The sequence below is a fragment of the Candidatus Culexarchaeum yellowstonense genome (genome assembly GCF_024707025.1).
Taxonomy (GTDB): Archaea; Thermoproteota; Methanomethylicia; order Culexarchaeales; family Culexarchaeaceae; genus Culexarchaeum.
This window is the reverse complement of sequence record NZ_JANGFQ010000001.1, coordinates 34159-50164: the sequence shown is the minus strand read 5'-3', so window position 1 is coordinate 50164 and position 16006 is coordinate 34159. Positions and strand designations below refer to the sequence as shown.

The following is a 16006-nucleotide window of genomic DNA, read 5'->3' as shown; positions in this document are numbered from 1 at the left end:
AGCAATGTCAATAAAAATAGAAAAAGAACTTCAAGTAATAGCTAAAACGGGAAAAATGGTGTTTGGATCAAAAAGCGCTATAAAGAATGCCAAACTTGGAAAGGCAAAAATGATAATAATTTCATCAACAATACCAGAAGACATAAAAGCTGACATACAATACTACTCAAAGCTTTCACGCATACCAGTAATTGAATTCAAAGGATCAAGCTGGGATCTTGGAGCAGCATGCGGAAAACCATATATGATATCAGCAATATCAATACTTGACTTCGGAGAATCCGAAATACAAAAATTGGTGGAAGGTGATGCAAAATCCCAAGCATAAAATTGACAATAGATGAAATGAATTACATAGCATTATTCGAAAGCGTAACCGGAGCAGTCACAAAGGATTGCATAATAGATGAAAATAATGATAGGATTATATTCATAGTCAGACAAGGGGATATGGGACTAGCTATAGGCAAAGGAGGGATAAACGTAAAAAGGTTGAAAAACATATTGAATAAGAACATAGAAGTTGTTGAATATGCGGAAGATCCTGAAACCCTAATAAAACATGCCTTAGCACCAGCAAGGGTAAAAAGTGTAAAAATCATGAAAACACCAGACGGCCAAAAGACGGCTTACGTAACAGTTGAACCTCAAGATAAAGGTATAGCCATTGGAAAAGATGGCAAAAATATTTTAAAAGCAAAATTAATTGCAAAAAGATACTTCGACATAGAGAAGATAGTTATGCTATAAGGATTTATAAATTGTGTGGCAACATAATTTAATCCATGAACAATAATGCTAATTTCATATCTTCAAAAGCAATCTATAAAGATGTAATATTCGAAGGAAAATGTATAATTCTTGGACAAACAAAAATAGGATCCAACACTATTATAGGGGAGGGAAGCATAATAGGCTACCCTACAAAAGCCAGCATAAAGGAGCTAATTAAATTAAAAGAGGTAAGCTGGCTAAAATATGACGAGGTAAGTGTAGGTGCAATTATAGGTGAAAATAGCATAATACGTTCAGGGACAATAATATATGAGCATGTGAGCATCGGAGATAATTTTGAGGGAGGTCATGGAATATTAATAAGAGAAAATACAACTATAGGGAGGAACGTAAGAATAGGTACCAACACTGTGATAGATGGATATGTAAAAATAGGGAACAATGTAAATATACAAACAGCAGTATATATACCACCAAAATGTGTAATAGAAGACGATGTATTTATAGCACCAAGAGTTTGCTTTACTAATGATAAGTATCCACCAAGTAAAAGGTTATGTGGGGTTACCGTTAAAAGGGGGGCTGTTCTCGGAGCGAATTGCACATTAATTTCAGGAATAACTATAGGCGAAAATGCGGTGGTAGCTGCTGGAGCTGTTGTTACAAAGGATGTGCCAAGTAACGTTGTTGTAGCAGGGGTGCCTGCCAGAATTATTTCAACTAGGAAGGAATTCAATGATAAGAAGAGCATGTGGGAAATTGAATTTACCTAACAGGCTTTTGTTTCTTACCTTTCAATAGCGCATCTAAGGATACTCCATTAACCTTTATAACCTTATATCTAACTCCGGGAAGATCACCGTAAGCCTTCCCCATAGACCCACCTATACCCTCTATGATTACTTCATCGTGCTCTTCAATGAAATTGAGCGCCCCATCCTTAGGTAAGAAGGCTGTTACTTGCTTACCATTCTTTATAAGTTGAACCCTAACGCACTTCCTAACAGCAGAGTTCGGTTGTCTACTTTCCACACCAACCTTTTCAATTACTATCCCCCTAGCTTGAGGGGCTCCTTCCAGGGGGTCTGCCTTGACATCAAGCATTAACATCCTCCTCTTGTAGTCTCTCTGCTTCCACCTAAACTTTTTCCTCTTAGCCTTAAGCTTTCTTGCAGCGTATAGTCCACGAGGGGATTTTGAACCCAAGATCCCACCTTACATAGCACAACTTTAAATTAATTCACAGAAACATGCATTTAAATATTTTTCTTAACATATAAAATTGAAAAAAGATTAGTTAGAATTGTTATTAAACGTTTTCACATCTACCCTTCAAGTCCTCCCAAACGGCATCCACATATTCCTGCAACTTCTTTATTACCCATTGATTTTGTGGAGTGAATAGATGACTGAATCTACCTTGAACTTTAAGGAATTCCTCTATTGGCTTCTTCATTTCTGGATTTTTAGCTATCATTAAGCTTCTATCAGTTAACCTATATACACCATTATCATACTCCCATAGTGGGAAGTAACATGTTTCAACAGCTTTTCTGCAAATATCAATGGTTAAAGCCTCGCTATGCCTCCATCCTCTTGGGCATGGTGATAATGCATGTATAAATGTTGGACCATTAACTTCAAGAGCTTTCCTAGCCTTCCTAATTAGATCTAGGTAATGTGCAGGAGTCGCTGTGGCAACATATGGCACCTTATGCGCAACAACTATATCTGCTATTGGCTTCTTATTTTCAGATTTACCTGGAATAACCTTTCCAGCAGGCGTTGTGGTCGTCGATGCCCCAAGCGGTGTCCCCCCACTTCTCTGAATTCCAGTATTCATGTAAGCTTCATTATCGAGCAGAACATATAGGAAATCATGCCCTCTTTCTAATGCCCCACTCAATGCTTGTATCCCTATATCGTAAGTTCCACCATCCCCTGCAAAGGCTATGACATCTATATGATCATACTTGCTCCTCCCCTTCTCACGTAGAATTTTTGAGGCTGCTTCTATCCCGGAGGCCACGGCAGCAACGTTTTCAAAAGCCACATGAATCCAAGGAACATTCCAAGATGTGTATGGGTAGATTGTGGTTGAAACCTCAAGACAACCTGTGGCTGTTGCCACTATAGTAGGCCCCCTAGTGGCGAGCAAAATTTGCTTAACTATTATGGGCTCAGCACATCCAGCACACAACCTATGACCTGAAAGCAACCCAAGAGGTTTCTTTGCAGCTTCCCTAATATTAAATCTGAATGTACTCATATCACCTCACCCCCAAGAATTTGACTTCCCCACCTTCCAATTTTGGCAATTCCTCAAACATCTTTTCAATTAAAGCTGGCGGCGTATCTCTGCCTCCCAAGCCATATATGTAATTGACAATTTTAGGTTTCCTTTTACTATTATAGAATGCTGCTAGAGTTTCAACGAAAACAGGACCTCCTATACCACCATAAGCTCCACTTCTATCCATAACACCAATAACTTCAACATCCTTTAAAGCGTCAACAATCTCCCTGTACGGAAATGGTCTAAAAGTTCTGAGCCTAAGCACACCAACCTTCTTACCTCTACCTCTAAGTTTTTTAACAATACTTCTAACAGTACCAGCCGTAGACCCTAAAACTATAACTGCCAATTCAGCATCATCTAAACCATATCCATCTATAAACCCATCCCCATACCTTCTACCACTAATACCATAATATTCATCATGGATCTCTCTTATAACAGATCTAGACTTCTCCATAGCTTCATGTTGCTGAACTTTATGCTCAAAGTAGTAGTCATATAGATCCAGCGAACCAAATGTCAGTGGCTTCTCTGGATCTAAAACCATTGGAACCTTCCCCATCCCTGGAACCTCTATCTCCACAGGCTTCCTCACACCAACGAATCTTCTCACAACATCATCCGGAAGCACCTCAACCCTCTGCAATGTATGACTAATCGTGAAACCATCTATCGTCACCATCACTGGTAACTGAACATCCTCATGCTCAGCTATCCTGAAGGCTTGAATTATGGTATCGTAGGCTTCTTGAGCATCCTCACAGTACATCTGTATCCAGCAGGAATCCCTACATCCCATGCTATCACTATGATCACAATGTATATTTATTGGTGCAGACAACGCCCTATTAACGACAGCCATAACTATTGGAAGCCTAAGCCCAGAAGCTATATATAGTATTTCCCACATTAAAGCCAAACCCTGTGAAGATGTGGCTGTGAAAGTTCTTGCACCTAAAGCTGCAGCACCAACGCAAACACTCAATGCTGAATGCTCAGATTCCACTGGAACGAAAGAGCATTTAACCTCACCATCAGCAACAAATTCCGAGAACCTTTCAACTATTATGGTTTGTGGAGTTATTGGATATGCTGACACAACATCAACATCACATTGCTTAACAGCGAAGGCTATAGCCTCATTACCATTAAGCCCCATAACAATCTTATCCATCGCCCTCACCCTCTCACCATACTAATACATTTAACTGGGCATTCATTGGCACATATACCGCACCCCTTACAATAATCATGTTTCTCACGGACTCTCTCACCATCCCATTCCATAGCCATATCTGGGCAAAGGATCCAGCATATTAAACACTTAGTACACTTAGTTTGATCTATCTTCGGTTTAAATGGAGACCAATCTCCAGTTTTATTTTCAATGGAAAGCTTCCAAGCAACCCCACCTATGGGTATTTCCCTCCAACTCTTAAGTTCACTCAACTCCACCCACCCCCCTAGTCTCAGAATAAGCTCTCTCCACAACTTTAATATTCAATTCAGCAACTTTAGCTGGAAACCTCTCCCTCAAAACCTCTTTAACACTATCTAAACTTACAATCCTAACAACTCTAAGGAGACCACCAATCATGGCAGTATTGGTTATTGGTCTCCCCAGAATTTCCAAGGCTATCTCAGTGGCTGGAGTCGTATAAACAGTCTGTCTACCAGATATCCTCAACATTTTGAGGATATTTTTAGGATCCTCCTTTGAATTAACTATAACCTTCCCCTCACTTTTCAACCCCTCAGTTACATTCAATGATTGCAATAAGGAATCATCTAAGACTATGACTACGTCAGGCTCGTAGATGTTGCAGTGCAACTCAATAGGCTCATCACTAATCCTTGTGAATGCCATTACAGGAGCACCCATCCTCTCAGGACCAAATGTTGGAAAGGACTGCACATACTTCCCCTCCTTCAAAGCTGCTTGAGCAAGTATGTTACTTGCAGTCCAAGCGCCCTGTCCACCCCTACCATACCATACCAGCTCCAACATACCCCTCACACGTAAGTCATGTAAACACTTATAAGGTGGATTAACATAAACCTTTTTATTCCCAATACATAAATAGAAATAGCAATATTAAACAACTGAAGGTACTGACAAAATTTAAATTATAGTTCACACCCTTTTTCATGATGAAAAAGTGGTGGAAAATTGAGTGCACAACAAACGGAGATAAAGCTCTTCGACAAGTGGAGTTTCCATGATGTAGAAGTTAAAGATCCAGGGCTGAGAAGGTATATATGTTTAAAGCCAGTCTACATTCCACATACTGGAGGTAGACATGAACATAAGAAATTCGGAAAAGCAGAAGTACCGATAGTTGAAAGGTTAATAAATAAATTGATGAGGCCGGGTAAGAATATGGGTAAGAAGCATCTTGCAACAAACATAGTTAAACAAGCCTTTGAAATAATACACTTAAGCACAGGTGAAAATCCAATACAAGTATTGGTTAGAGCTATAGAGAATTCAGCTCCAAGAGAAGAGACCACCAGAATAATGTATGGTGGAATAGTTTACCATCAATCAGTGGATGTATCACCACTCAGAAGACTAAACTTAGCATTAAAGTTCATAACTGAAGGTGCAAGAAGCGCGGCTTTTGGAAACCCAAAAAGCATAGAAGAAGCTTTGGCTGAAGAGATTATAAAGGCAGCAAAATCAGATCCATCATCATACGCTATACAAAAGAAGGAGGAAATAGAAAGGATAGCTTTAGCTTCAAGGTAAACTTAATTTAAGACCACAAAAAACTTAAATATGAAAGTAATTCACTAATTTGCGAGAGAGGAGAGTGTAATATGTCTGAAAAGCCACATCTAAACATTGTGGTAATAGGTCATGTAGACCACGGTAAAAGCACAACAATGGGACACCTACTATACCTAACGGGAAACATAGATGAACGTACAATGAAGACTTTAGAAGAAGAATCTGAAAAGATGGGTAAAGGATCCTTCAAATTCGCATGGGTCATGGATAAATTGAAGGAAGAGAGGGAGAGGGGATTAACAATAGACTTATCCTTCTGGAGATTTGAAACGCCAAAATACTACTTCACAATAATCGATGCCCCAGGACATAGAGACTTCGTAAAAAACATGATAACAGGAGCTTCACAAGCAGATGCAGCTATACTAGTGGTATCAGCTAAGAAAGGGGAGTACGAAGCAGGCATGGGCGCAGCAGGACAAACAAGAGAACATGCATTCCTAGCAAAAACGCTAGGTATAGATCAGCTCGTTGTAGCAATAAACAAAATGGATGACCCAACAGTAAACTACAGTAAAGAAAGGTACGAAGAAGTTAAGACTGGAGTAGGTAAATTCCTAAGAATGATAGGATATGATATAAACAAAATCGATTTCATACCAATATCCGGATGGTATGGAGACAACTTGGTAACAAGAAGTGATAAAATGCCCTGGTATAACGGACCAACACTAGTAGAAGCATTGGACAAACTCACAGAACCCCCAAGACCAATAGACAAACCATTAAGAATACCAGTACAAGACGTTTACACGATTTCAGGTGTTGGAACAGTACCAGTAGGCCGCGTTGAAACTGGAGTATTAAAAGTTGGAGACACCGTACTATTCCTACCAGCCAAGAAGAGTGGTGAAGTTAGAAGTATAGAAATGCATCACCAACCACTACAAAAGGCAATACCGGGAGACAACATTGGATTCAACGTGAGAGGTATATCAAAGGAGGATATAAGGAGGGGGCATGTATGCTGCCACCCCACAAACCCAGTTAAAGTTGCTAAATCATTCATTGGAAGAATATTTGTGTTATACCATCCAACAGCCATAGCCGCAGGGTACACACCAGTCCTACACATACACACAGCAACCGTGGCTGTAAGATTCGATCAACTACTAAAGAAGATAGATCCAAGATCTGGTGCAACAATAGAGGAAAATCCATCATTCCTAAAGCAAGGTGATGCAGCGATAGTTAAATTCGTACCACTAAAACCAGTATGCATGGAGAAGTATGCAGATATCCCACAACTAGGTAGATTTGCCATAAGAGATATGGGAAGAACAATAGCTGCAGGAATAGTAATGGATATAGAAGAAGAGAAGTAAACGAAGATAACCAGCGAAATAGGTGAAGAAATTGGTTAGAAAAGCGAGGATAAAGCTTTCCAGCACCAATCACCAAAAATTGATGGAAGTATGTGAGGAAATAAAGAGGATTGCAAAAACCACGGGAGTAAGAATAGCTGGACCAATACCATTACCAACCAAGAGACTAGTAATACCAGTAATGAGAACTCCCTGCGGAGATGGAACAAAAACTTGGGACAAATATGAAATGAGAATACATAAAAGGATAATAGATATAGATGCCGATGAGAGGACAATGCGCCAAATAATGAGGATAAGAGTTCCACCCGAAGTCAAAATAGAGATTGAATTGACATAAATTACGAGGAAATATACCCATACCCCCTTTTTTAATTTCGAATACTTTATTTTGTTAAGGGTTAAATAAGGCATTATGACGCCGGGGGCGGGATTCGAACCCGCGCGGCCTTAAAGGCCATCGGCTTTTCGCGGAAGACTTAGCAAGCCGACGCCCTAACCAGACTAGGCGACCCCGGCCCAAATATAGCTTTAAGAAAAAGTTTCTTTTATCTGTTTCCTTCAAAATATGTGGAGATGTATGTATTATGTATAAAGTTATTGACTTATTCTGTGGTTGCGGAGGATTTGCAAGAGGATTCGTGGAGGAAGGGTTTGAAATATTGTTAGGTATAGATATAGATGAGAATTCACTAGCTACATATTCCAGTAATGTAAAAGGAGCCATTACATGGAGGATGGATTTAAGGGAAGTACACTCACAAGACATAACAAACATCATAGGCTCAAGCCCAGATGTGATCATAGGAAGCCCTCCATGCGAACCATTCACACCAGTTAACCATAAAAGAATGAAGAATGAGCTTGACAGACTATACATAGATGAAATGGGAAGACTAACATTACACTTCATACGTATAGTTGGAGATTTAAAACCAAAAATTTTCGTAATGGAAAACGTCCCACAAATAGTTGAAGGAGAATTGAGGTGGGCATTAAAGTGGGAATTCAACAGAGTTGGATATAAGAGGGTATACTTCAATGTACTCAGAGCAGAAGATTCACAAACACCATCAATTAGAAGACGAATTTTCATATCAAACATACCAATTAAAATTAAACGTGAAAGTAAAAGGGTAAATGTGGAAGAAGCTCTGAGGGGATTACCAGACCCGGAGGAGATGATAGACTACCCCAATCATGAAATAACACCATTAACTGAAAAGAAGATTAAGAAGATAGCTAAGCTAAGGTGGGGGGATGCTTTAATATTATTTAAGGGAGCTGATGGGAAAATATATAGGAATATGATTAGACTACATCCAAAACGGCTTGCACCAACGGTTATGGGAGGATCAAGATTTATACATCCATACGAAAATAGGTTATTAACCGTTAGGGAGCAGGCGAGGCTAATGGGATTTCCAGACACCCACATATTCTACGGCTCAAGGGAAGAACAATACAACCAAATTGGAGAAGCTGTCCCTCCAACATTATCTAGGGCTATTGCGAAACAAATTAAAAGAGTACTTGATGAGGGATGGTAAATGTACGAAAGAATAAAGAACCTGATAATGACAATACATAACATAAGTTCACAACAAAGGTTAATTGAACTAGCAAAAGTATTCTATGGATTGGGATACAAGAATCTAGTAATATCTAAAGCCACTGGAACAGCAGCTCAGATTGGAATACCAGAAGTACAAAAGATATCAATAAAAAATGGGGGGAAACTCATAATAACTGCAGACTTGGAAGATGCAATAGAACTAATAAAACCAAACACGATAATCCTATTAACACAAAAAGCGTACGGAAAAACCGCATATAAACCTGAAAACATTGCAGAGAAACTAAGTAGGGGGTTAACCGTAATGATGGTGATCGGAGGATTGGAGCCTGGATTAACATCAAGAGATCTATCCTTAGGCGAACCCACATATATTCAAGGCATAGAAGGAGACTTAGGGTCAGTTGGATTGGCAACTATAGCCCTATATGAATTGAAAAAGCATATAGAAAATCATAAAACATGTTAATGCAATATTAGGGATGGCCTAAACTTTAAAATATCCTTTAAAACTCTATCCACATAATCATTAAGATAATTCGCGACATCCTGTGTTGTGAGAACCCCATAGATAATCCCATCCCTAACAACTGGAAGTTTACGAACCCTCTTCTCACTCATAATAGCGGCAGCCTCGCTTAAAGTGGCATCAGGATCTATAGTTAAAAGTGGGGTCGTCATAATATCAGATAGCTTAGTGGTTTTAGGGTCTCTATCGGCAGCTAAAACCTTACTGATCAAATCCTCTTCAGTAACAATTCCAACAGGTTTACCGCCATCTAAAACAATGATGTATGGAATCTTCTTCTCAACCATAAGCTTTGCAGCTTCAAAAACGCTCAAATTCTTGTCAGCAGATAAAATAACCCTAGACATATAATCTTTAACAGACATATTTAAATCACTAAAATGATTTAAAGATAATATTGAAATATAAAGTTTGACTTACAAAAACGATAATAAGAATTCTGATTCAATTACAGAATTATCAAATAATTATGCAAAAACAGCACATGTAAGTTTAAGGGGATGATCATTCTTTGTAAAGATGGAAGTTTCCTTTTCTGTCTGATGGTGGGCGGGCTGGGATTCGAACCCAGGACCACCGCCGTGTCAGGGCGGTATCCTAACCAGCTAGACGACCCGCCCCCTCTCATACTTACATAGGACTGAAATTAAATAAACTTTTTTTGTTATATCCCTTTTTATTTGGAATTGTTAAGTTCAAAATTTTATATCTATGAGGTAATTTATATTATTGGGCCGGTAGCTCAGCCTGGAAGAGCATCCGCCTCGCACGCGGGAGGTCGCGGGTTCAAATCCCGCCCGGTCCACTAAACTTGAACCTAATAGACCCCATAAAGTATAAATGACCATTTATAGTGTCATCATTATAGATCATTTGTAAGAAATGATACGCTGAAAATGATGTTAACAGGATTTAAAGGCATTAAATAGTTGTGCATTTATAGGCGATATCCTCTAGCTCTATATTTTCTTGCCTGGATTCATAATGTTGTATGGGTCTAAAGTCTGCTTTATCATTGATAGTAATTTTAATGTATTTGCATCTATTTCAAGAGGCAGATACTGTTTTTTAGCTATGCCAATACCATGTTCTCCACTTAAAGCACCATTATTTTTTACTGCTATCTTGAATATGTTTTCTTTAATTTTCTCTATTTCAGGGGTTAGAGATTTCTCTTTTGGAACTAGTATGCTTGGATGTAAATGTCCATCACCAGCATGTCCAAAAACAGCGATATTTACATTGAATTTACTGCTTAATGATTTTATTTCCATAATTGTTTTCGGTAGGAGAGATACTGGCACTATAATATCTTCATCTAGTCTACCACCGTAAACCTTTTCAAGGGATTCTCCAGCAAGCTTCCTTTTCCTCCACATTTCATCAGCATTATAATATACATGAACATTTTCATCAGGTATTCCAAGGTTTTTTAGATAAGACGCCAGAGCTTCAAGCTTATTATCCATATCGTTACTTGAGAAGGCCTCAATCTCCAATAGTATTATTGCATCCGATTCTGGGAGACTTGCATTATACGCTTTGTTTATAGCAGCTATGGTTATATCATCCATTAACTCTATTGCAGAAATGTCTATGTTTAGTTTTGTCAACGCAACTATAATTTCGCCTGCATTTTCCAAATTATTGCTGGATATGGATACTCCAATTCTATATTGCGGTTTAGGGGCAACCCTCAACAATGCTTTAGTTATTATCCCAAGAGTCCCCTCACTACCAACAATAAGTGACACTAAATTGTATGCGGACACCCACTTCTTTGTCCTTGAACCAATCCACACCTTACCAACAGAGGAAGTTATAACTTCCAACCCTAAAACCCAATTTTTAATGGTGCCATATTTGTAACTGCGAGGACCAGCAGAATTTTCAGCAAGCATCCCACCTATAGTGCATTGATCTCCAGTTGCAGGATTTGGGGGTAAGAATAGGTTATATTTAGATAGAAAGTCATTTAAATTGTCATATATGACTCCAGGCTCCACCAAAACTTGCAAATTATTTAAATCGAATTCCAAAATCCTATTCATCCGTTTAAAATCCACAATTATTCCACCAAATATTGGGACGCTACCACCGCTAAGTGAAGTCCCGCCACCTCTAGGAATAAGTGGAATTCTAAATTCCTTAGCCACCTCAACCAATTTTTCCACTTCTTCAGAAGTTTCAGGTATTACCGCAAGAGATGGTTTACCTTTAATGTATGATTGATCCTCTTCATATTGTTTTAAGATTTCCTCATCAATAATGATCCTATCCCCAAATATGCTTCTCAACTTGGATAAACACAGTTCACTAACACCATGCATAAGGCTCACCCATCACAGCAATATTCGATGTTAAATTTATTAATGTTTGGTAAATAACATTATCCTTCCACATTGGCATTGTAAAAGAGAAAGTTTAGATGTGGGCCCGGTGGGATTTGAACCCACGACCCCCCGGTTATCAGCCGAGTGCTCTAACCATGCTGAGCTACGGGCCCATGCAGACAATATATCTATCTACAAAAATTTAAGATTTCATTTCATAATAAATTCTTTTTGGACGCACATGTATGATGAGGAGTATATTGAAAAAACTTTGAAGGCTGGTGAAATTGTAAATAGAGTTTTAAGGGATTTACCAAGAATGGTGAAGCCTGGAGTAAAAGTTTTTGATTTATGTGAGAAGATAGAGAATCTAATAATTGAGGGGGGAGGGAAGCCAGCTTTCCCATGCAACATATCCATAAACAACATAGCAGCCCATTATACAGCGTTTCCAGAAGATCAATCAATAATTCCAGATGATGCGGTGGTTAAGGTTGATATAGGTGCCCATTTTGATGGTTACATAGTGGATGCAGCAACCACAATATCGTTCAACAGCAAGTACGATGACATGGTTGAAGCGAGTAGGATAGCTTTGAAGAATGCATTGAAAGTAATTAAGCCGGGGGTAAGGGTGAGCACAGTGTCAAAGGAAATTGAAAGGACAATTAGTGGATTTGGGTATAAGCCAATAAGCAATTTAACGGGACATATGCTTAAACGATACATATTGCATGGCGGGAAAAATATACCTAATGTTTATGGGGAATATCCATGGATCATGGAAGAAGGGGAGATATATGCAATTGAACCATTCGCTACTGATGGTATAGGTAGCGTTACTGAAATGCAACAAGCATACATATACTCTTTAGCAAAAGTACATTCTGGAAGAACAAGACTGGAAAAAGAATTATTAAGGTACATTTATGACAACTTTAAAACACTTCCATTCTGCGAAAGATGGTTGAAAAATTTTAATGTGAAACAGGAAAATATAAGGGAAATAATTTATAGATTGGTTGAGAATGGGGCATTAAACATTTATCCAGTTTTGAGAGAAGTTAAGAATGGTATAGTAACTCAATTTGAAACAACAGTGATAGTTTCAAAAGAGGGACCAATAATAACTACGGAAATTTGAGAAGTTACCATAATTTCCATAGGAGGCCATCCATATACTCATTTAGAGAACGAATAGTCATGTATTCCACTTGCTTCACAGCTTTAACCAGCGCTTTAGCCAATTCAATGGTTGTTATCAGTGGGATATTGAACTCCACAGCTATACGTCTAAGCTTATATTCATCATGATACTCTTTGTAGTGGGAGTTATTTTTAGAGCATACATTTATTACAATGTCCACCATCCTCCTCTTAATAACATTTATTGGCGCATTATCTTCATTAAAAACTGCAATTTCATAAGGAAGTGCATATTGACCATTGAAGCAATCATTTAATAGTTCAAAAGTACGTTTAGTGAGGTATACTTTAAAACCAATTCTAATTAAATCAGCAATAATTTCTTTAATGTCGTTTATCTTCGTATTGTCACTAATACTTAACAAAACAGTACCATTTCTAATTGGTAAGTTAAGTTCTGCTGCGTGAAGAGCCTTCAATAATGCGTCAGCAAAGTTCTCACCCAAACATGCCACTTCACCTGTACTCCTCATCTCCACTCCAAGCACGGGATCTGCACCGGATAATCTCATAAAACTAAATTGGGGAACTTTGACACTCACATGAGGTATTGGTGGTAACTCAAATATTCCAATATCCCTAAACCTTTTACCTAAAATTGCCATTGCCGCTAAATCTATTAAATTCACACCAACAGTTTTACTTGTATATGGGAATGACCTTGAAGCCCTCAAGTTACATTCAATTACATAAACAACGTTATCTTTTACCAAAAACTGAATGTTAAATGGTCCAACAATCTTAAGCCTCCTAGCTATTTTACTAGAGTAATCTTTAATAACATTTATGATTGAGGGCGCTAGAGTTTGAGGTGGTATACACATGGTTGCATCACCACTATGCACCCCAGCCTCCTCCACATGCTCAATAATGGCGCCTATAATGACATCATCGCCATCAGAAACGCCGTCAACTTCCACTTCCTTGGCTCCACTAATAAATTTTGAAATCACCACAGGATGTTCTGGGGAAACTTTAGTGGCGAGGGATAAATATTCTTCTAATTCCTTCTCATCATAAGCTACACGCATACTTGAACCTGATAAAACGTAACTTGGCCTTATTATTACGGGGTAACCGATCTTGGAAGCAAATAGTTTTGCTTCATCAATTGTTTTAAAAGAGCCCCAAGCAGGTTGAGGTATTTGTAATTCATCTAATATGGAGCTAAATTTAGCTCTATCCTCAGCCATATCAATACTTATAGGCGAAGTACCGAGAATATTAACACCATTCATACTCAACTTCAAAGCAAGATTATTGGGTATTTGACCACCTACAGAAACTATTACTCCAATAGGTTTCTCAAATTCATAAATATCTAAAATTCTCTCCAAACTCAATTCCTCAAAGTAAAGCTTGTCTGAAACATCATAATCCGTTGAAACAGTTTCAGGATTGTAATTTATCAATATAACCTCCTTAATACCATGCTTCTTTAAAGCCCAAACCATATTCACTGCACACCAATCAAACTCAACGCTAGATCCTATTCTAAACACACCAGAACCTAAAACTATGATCTTACTTTTTTCAGGTGAACTTTCCGTTGTTATGTCATTTTCATCCCCACAATATGTTAAGTATAGGTAATTGGTTTTCGCAGGCCATTCAGCAGCTAAAGTATCTATTTGCTTTACACAAGGAAAAATTCCAAACTTTTTCCTTAACATTCGCACATAATCTTCTGTAACTCCCAAGCATAACGCTATTTGCTTATCTGAAAAACCAAGCCGTTTTGCTTCTTTTATTAATACTACGATATTCTTGTCATTTATATTTGCTTTACGGAGTTTCTCCTCCATATCTACAATGTTTTTAATTTTATATAAGTAAAAGGGGTCTATGCCGCTAAGCTCATATATCTTTTCGATACTAACACCAAGTTTTATGGCTTTAACTATCTTGAATATTCTATCATCTCTTGGATGGGAAATTGCATATAGAATGTCTTCAAGCGATTCACATTCATTTTCATCAGTATTACACACTAAACCATTTTTCCCAATATCCAGCATTCTAATGGCTTTTTGTAATGCTTCTTCAAAACATCTCCCAATGGCCATAACTTCTCCTACAGACTTCATCTGAGTGCCTAAACTTCGATCTACACCAACAAACTTTTGAAAATCCCATCTTGGAAATTTAACAACCACATAATCCAAGGCTGGTTCAAAACATGCCGTTGTAACCTTTGTCACTTTATTGATAAGTTCTGGCAGTAGGTAGCCTATCGACAATTTGGCAGATATATATGCAAGCGGATATCCAGTGGCTTTACTAGCCAAAGCAGAACTCCTCGACATACGCGCATTAACCTCAATAACCCTAAATTCCTCAGAATTAGGATTCAAAGCCCATTGAATATTACACTCACCAACTATTCCTAAACTTTGAATAACCTTAATCGATGCAGACCTTAGAATATGATATTCGCGATTGGTGAGAGTTTGTGATGGAGCAACAACAATAGAGTCTCCAGTATGTATCCCCATAGGATCCACATTCTCCATGCAACAAACAGCAATGCAGTTATTCGCATAATCACGCATCATTTCGAATTCTATTTCTTTCCAATGTCCCAAATACTCTTCTACAAGAACTTGGAAGATGGCGCTTTGAGTTAATGCACGCTCAACGATTTCAATCAATTCTGAATCATTGTGAGCTACTCCAGAGCCTTTCCCACCAAGAGTATATGCCACCCTCACCACAACGGGATAACCTATATCTTTAGCTGCTTTCAAAGCTTCTTCAACAGAAGTTGCGGAGAAACTTCTAGGTACAGGGATTCCCGCATTTATCATTGCATTTTTAAATAGCTCCCTATCTTCAGTTTTCTCTATGGCATCTATAGGCGTACCTAAAACCTTAACGTTATACTTATCGAAAATACCCATTTTAGACAATTGTACGCCACAATTTAATGCCGTCTGACCCCCAAAGCCGAGTAAAATACCATCAGGCCTCTCCCTCTTAATAACCTCCTCCACATAAAATGGAGTTACAGGTAGAAGGTATATTTTGTTTGCAAGCTTAGGATCTGTTTGTATTGTTGCAACATTTGGATTCACCAGTATAGTCTCAATCCCCTCTTCCCTCAAAGCCTTCAAACACTGACTACCAGAGTAATCAAATTCTGCTGCTTCACCAATCTTTATAGCTCCACTCCCCAATATTAGCACTTTTCGAATACCATCAAGTTTAGGCAT

General features: G+C 38.3%; 17 protein-coding genes and 4 tRNA genes. 10 read left to right on the top strand and 11 right to left on the bottom strand.

Annotated features, from left to right (window positions below; all coding sequences use genetic code 11):
• Positions 1-4: 4 nt before the first annotated feature.
• The 3 genes from MRT15_RS00315 to MRT15_RS00305 are packed head-to-tail and all read left to right on the top strand — an operon-like array spanning position 5 to position 1508.
• The gene (locus tag MRT15_RS00315; RefSeq protein ID WP_304326884.1) at positions 5-328 is read left to right on the top strand and encodes a 50S ribosomal protein L30e; all 324 of its coding nucleotides are present in this window, start codon (positions 5-7) and stop codon (positions 326-328) included.
• Positions 316-750 carry a NusA-like transcription termination signal-binding factor gene (locus tag MRT15_RS00310; protein WP_369684922.1) on the top strand — a complete coding sequence of 145 codons (435 nt, stop codon included), beginning with the start codon at positions 316-318 and terminating at the stop codon, positions 748-750. Before MRT15_RS00315 ends, MRT15_RS00310 begins: the two co-directional genes overlap by 13 nt.
• 35 nt (positions 751-785) lie before the next feature.
• Positions 786-1508, top strand: a complete 723-nt coding sequence (locus tag MRT15_RS00305) for a DapH/DapD/GlmU-related protein (protein ID WP_304326882.1) — start codon at positions 786-788, stop codon at positions 1506-1508.
• Here the strand turns inward: MRT15_RS00305 and MRT15_RS00300 are convergent.
• The 5 genes from MRT15_RS00300 to MRT15_RS00280 all read right to left on the bottom strand — a co-directional run bounded on the left by MRT15_RS00300 (position 1501) and on the right by MRT15_RS00280 (position 5042).
• Positions 1501-1944 carry a 30S ribosomal protein S12 gene (locus MRT15_RS00300; protein ID WP_369684921.1) on the bottom strand — a complete coding sequence of 148 codons (444 nt, stop codon included), beginning with the start codon at positions 1942-1944 and terminating at the stop codon, positions 1501-1503. The two genes, MRT15_RS00305 and MRT15_RS00300, sit on opposite strands and share 8 nt — an antisense overlap.
• 100 nt (positions 1945-2044) lie before the next feature.
• Positions 2045-3004 carry a thiamine pyrophosphate-dependent enzyme gene (locus MRT15_RS00295; protein WP_304326880.1) on the bottom strand — a complete coding sequence of 320 codons (960 nt, stop codon included), beginning with the start codon at positions 3002-3004 and terminating at the stop codon, positions 2045-2047.
• 1 nt (position 3005) lies between these two features.
• Positions 3006-4208: a hypothetical protein gene (porA, locus tag MRT15_RS00290; protein ID WP_304326879.1), complete on the bottom strand. Its 1203-nt coding sequence runs from the start codon at positions 4206-4208 to the stop codon at positions 3006-3008.
• Between the two features lie 5 nt (positions 4209-4213).
• Entirely contained in the window at positions 4214-4483 is a 270-nt protein-coding gene (locus MRT15_RS00285; protein WP_304326878.1) for a 4Fe-4S dicluster-binding protein, read from the bottom strand.
• On the bottom strand, positions 4476-5042 hold the full coding sequence (locus MRT15_RS00280; RefSeq protein ID WP_304326877.1) for a 2-oxoacid:acceptor oxidoreductase family protein: 567 nt from the start codon (positions 5040-5042) through the stop codon (positions 4476-4478). The genes MRT15_RS00285 and MRT15_RS00280 overlap by 8 nt, the downstream gene beginning before the upstream one ends.
• 162 nt (positions 5043-5204) lie before the next feature.
• Here MRT15_RS00280 and MRT15_RS00275 point away from each other — a divergent pair, with 162 nt between their 5' ends.
• The 3 genes from MRT15_RS00275 (at position 5205) to rpsJ (ending at position 7490) form a co-directional block, all read left to right on the top strand.
• Positions 5205-5783: a 30S ribosomal protein S7 gene (locus MRT15_RS00275; RefSeq protein WP_304326876.1), complete on the top strand. Its 579-nt coding sequence runs from the start codon at positions 5205-5207 to the stop codon at positions 5781-5783.
• A 71-nt stretch (positions 5784-5854) separates the two neighbouring features.
• The gene (gene tuf / locus MRT15_RS00270) at positions 5855-7150 is read left to right on the top strand and encodes a translation elongation factor EF-1 subunit alpha (protein WP_304326875.1); all 1296 of its coding nucleotides are present in this window, start codon (positions 5855-5857) and stop codon (positions 7148-7150) included.
• Positions 7151-7181: 31 nt separating this feature from the next.
• Positions 7182-7490 (top strand): 30S ribosomal protein S10, encoded by a 309-nt coding sequence (gene rpsJ, locus MRT15_RS00265; RefSeq protein WP_304326874.1) that lies wholly within the window; start codon positions 7182-7184, stop codon positions 7488-7490.
• Positions 7491-7569: 79 nt separating this feature from the next.
• On the opposite strand, the gene MRT15_RS00260 is transcribed toward rpsJ, so the two are convergent.
• A tRNA-Ser gene (locus tag MRT15_RS00260) sits at positions 7570-7669 on the bottom strand.
• Positions 7670-7737: 68 nt separating this feature from the next.
• Between MRT15_RS00260 and MRT15_RS00255 the strand changes: the two genes are divergently transcribed.
• Together MRT15_RS00255 and MRT15_RS00250 are read left to right on the top strand one after the other, a co-directional pair.
• A complete protein-coding gene (locus MRT15_RS00255) occupies positions 7738-8700 on the top strand; it encodes a DNA cytosine methyltransferase (protein WP_304326873.1) in 963 nt (320 codons plus the stop codon).
• Positions 8701-9195, top strand: a complete 495-nt coding sequence (locus tag MRT15_RS00250; protein WP_304326872.1) for a RecB-family nuclease — start codon at positions 8701-8703, stop codon at positions 9193-9195. It abuts the gene before it with no gap.
• Here MRT15_RS00250 and MRT15_RS00245 read toward each other — a convergent pair.
• Complete coding sequence (locus tag MRT15_RS00245; RefSeq protein WP_304326871.1) at positions 9192-9620, bottom strand: cyclic nucleotide-binding/CBS domain-containing protein; 429 nt, start codon at positions 9618-9620, stop codon at positions 9192-9194. The two genes, MRT15_RS00250 and MRT15_RS00245, sit on opposite strands and share 4 nt — an antisense overlap.
• Before the next feature lie 178 nt (positions 9621-9798).
• Positions 9799-9875 (bottom strand) — tRNA-Val (locus tag MRT15_RS00240).
• 111 nt (positions 9876-9986) lie between these two features.
• Here MRT15_RS00240 and MRT15_RS00235 point away from each other — a divergent pair.
• A tRNA-Ala gene (locus tag MRT15_RS00235) sits at positions 9987-10060 on the top strand.
• 154 nt (positions 10061-10214) lie between these two features.
• Here the strand turns inward: MRT15_RS00235 and MRT15_RS00230 are convergent.
• Both MRT15_RS00230 and MRT15_RS00225 read right to left on the bottom strand, forming a co-directional pair.
• Entirely contained in the window at positions 10215-11585 is a 1371-nt protein-coding gene (locus MRT15_RS00230) for an FAD-binding oxidoreductase (RefSeq protein ID WP_304326870.1), read from the bottom strand.
• A 101-nt stretch (positions 11586-11686) separates the two neighbouring features.
• A tRNA-Ile gene (locus tag MRT15_RS00225) sits at positions 11687-11761 on the bottom strand.
• A gap of 68 nt (positions 11762-11829) precedes the next feature.
• Here MRT15_RS00225 and map point away from each other — a divergent pair.
• Positions 11830-12732, top strand: a complete 903-nt coding sequence (gene map / locus MRT15_RS00220) for a type II methionyl aminopeptidase (RefSeq protein ID WP_304326869.1) — start codon at positions 11830-11832, stop codon at positions 12730-12732.
• A gap of 4 nt (positions 12733-12736) precedes the next feature.
• Here map and carB read toward each other — a convergent pair whose 3' ends face one another.
• Positions 12737-16006: a carbamoyl-phosphate synthase (glutamine-hydrolyzing) large subunit gene (carB, locus tag MRT15_RS00215; RefSeq protein ID WP_304326868.1), complete on the bottom strand. Its 3270-nt coding sequence runs from the start codon at positions 16004-16006 to the stop codon at positions 12737-12739.

What these genes read in the sequence shown, in the direction of transcription:
- MRT15_RS00305 (WP_304326882.1), top strand. Translation starts at nt 786, where the DNA reads ATGAACAATAATGCTAATTTCATATCTTCAAAAGCAATCTATAAAGAT.
- tuf (WP_304326875.1), top strand. Translation starts at nt 5,855, where the DNA reads ATGTCTGAAAAGCCACATCTAAACATTGTGGTAATAGGTCATGTAGAC.
- MRT15_RS00255 (WP_304326873.1), top strand. Translation starts at nt 7,738, where the DNA reads ATGTATAAAGTTATTGACTTATTCTGTGGTTGCGGAGGATTTGCAAGA.
- MRT15_RS00230 (WP_304326870.1), bottom strand. Translation starts at nt 11,585, where the DNA reads ATGCATGGTGTTAGTGAACTGTGTTTATCCAAGTTGAGAAGCATATTT.
- MRT15_RS00245 (WP_304326871.1), bottom strand. Translation starts at nt 9,620, where the DNA reads ATGTCTGTTAAAGATTATATGTCTAGGGTTATTTTATCTGCTGACAAG.
- MRT15_RS00280 (WP_304326877.1), bottom strand. Translation starts at nt 5,042, where the DNA reads ATGTTGGAGCTGGTATGGTATGGTAGGGGTGGACAGGGCGCTTGGACT.
- MRT15_RS00295 (WP_304326880.1), bottom strand. Translation starts at nt 3,004, where the DNA reads ATGAGTACATTCAGATTTAATATTAGGGAAGCTGCAAAGAAACCTCTT.
- carB (WP_304326868.1), bottom strand. Translation starts at nt 16,006, where the DNA reads ATGCCTAAACTTGATGGTATTCGAAAAGTGCTAATATTGGGGAGTGGA.
- MRT15_RS00315 (WP_304326884.1), top strand. Translation starts at nt 5, where the DNA reads ATGTCAATAAAAATAGAAAAAGAACTTCAAGTAATAGCTAAAACGGGA.
- map (WP_304326869.1), top strand. Translation starts at nt 11,830, where the DNA reads ATGTATGATGAGGAGTATATTGAAAAAACTTTGAAGGCTGGTGAAATT.
- porA (WP_304326879.1), bottom strand. Translation starts at nt 4,208, where the DNA reads ATGGATAAGATTGTTATGGGGCTTAATGGTAATGAGGCTATAGCCTTC.
- MRT15_RS00250 (WP_304326872.1), top strand. Translation starts at nt 8,701, where the DNA reads ATGTACGAAAGAATAAAGAACCTGATAATGACAATACATAACATAAGT.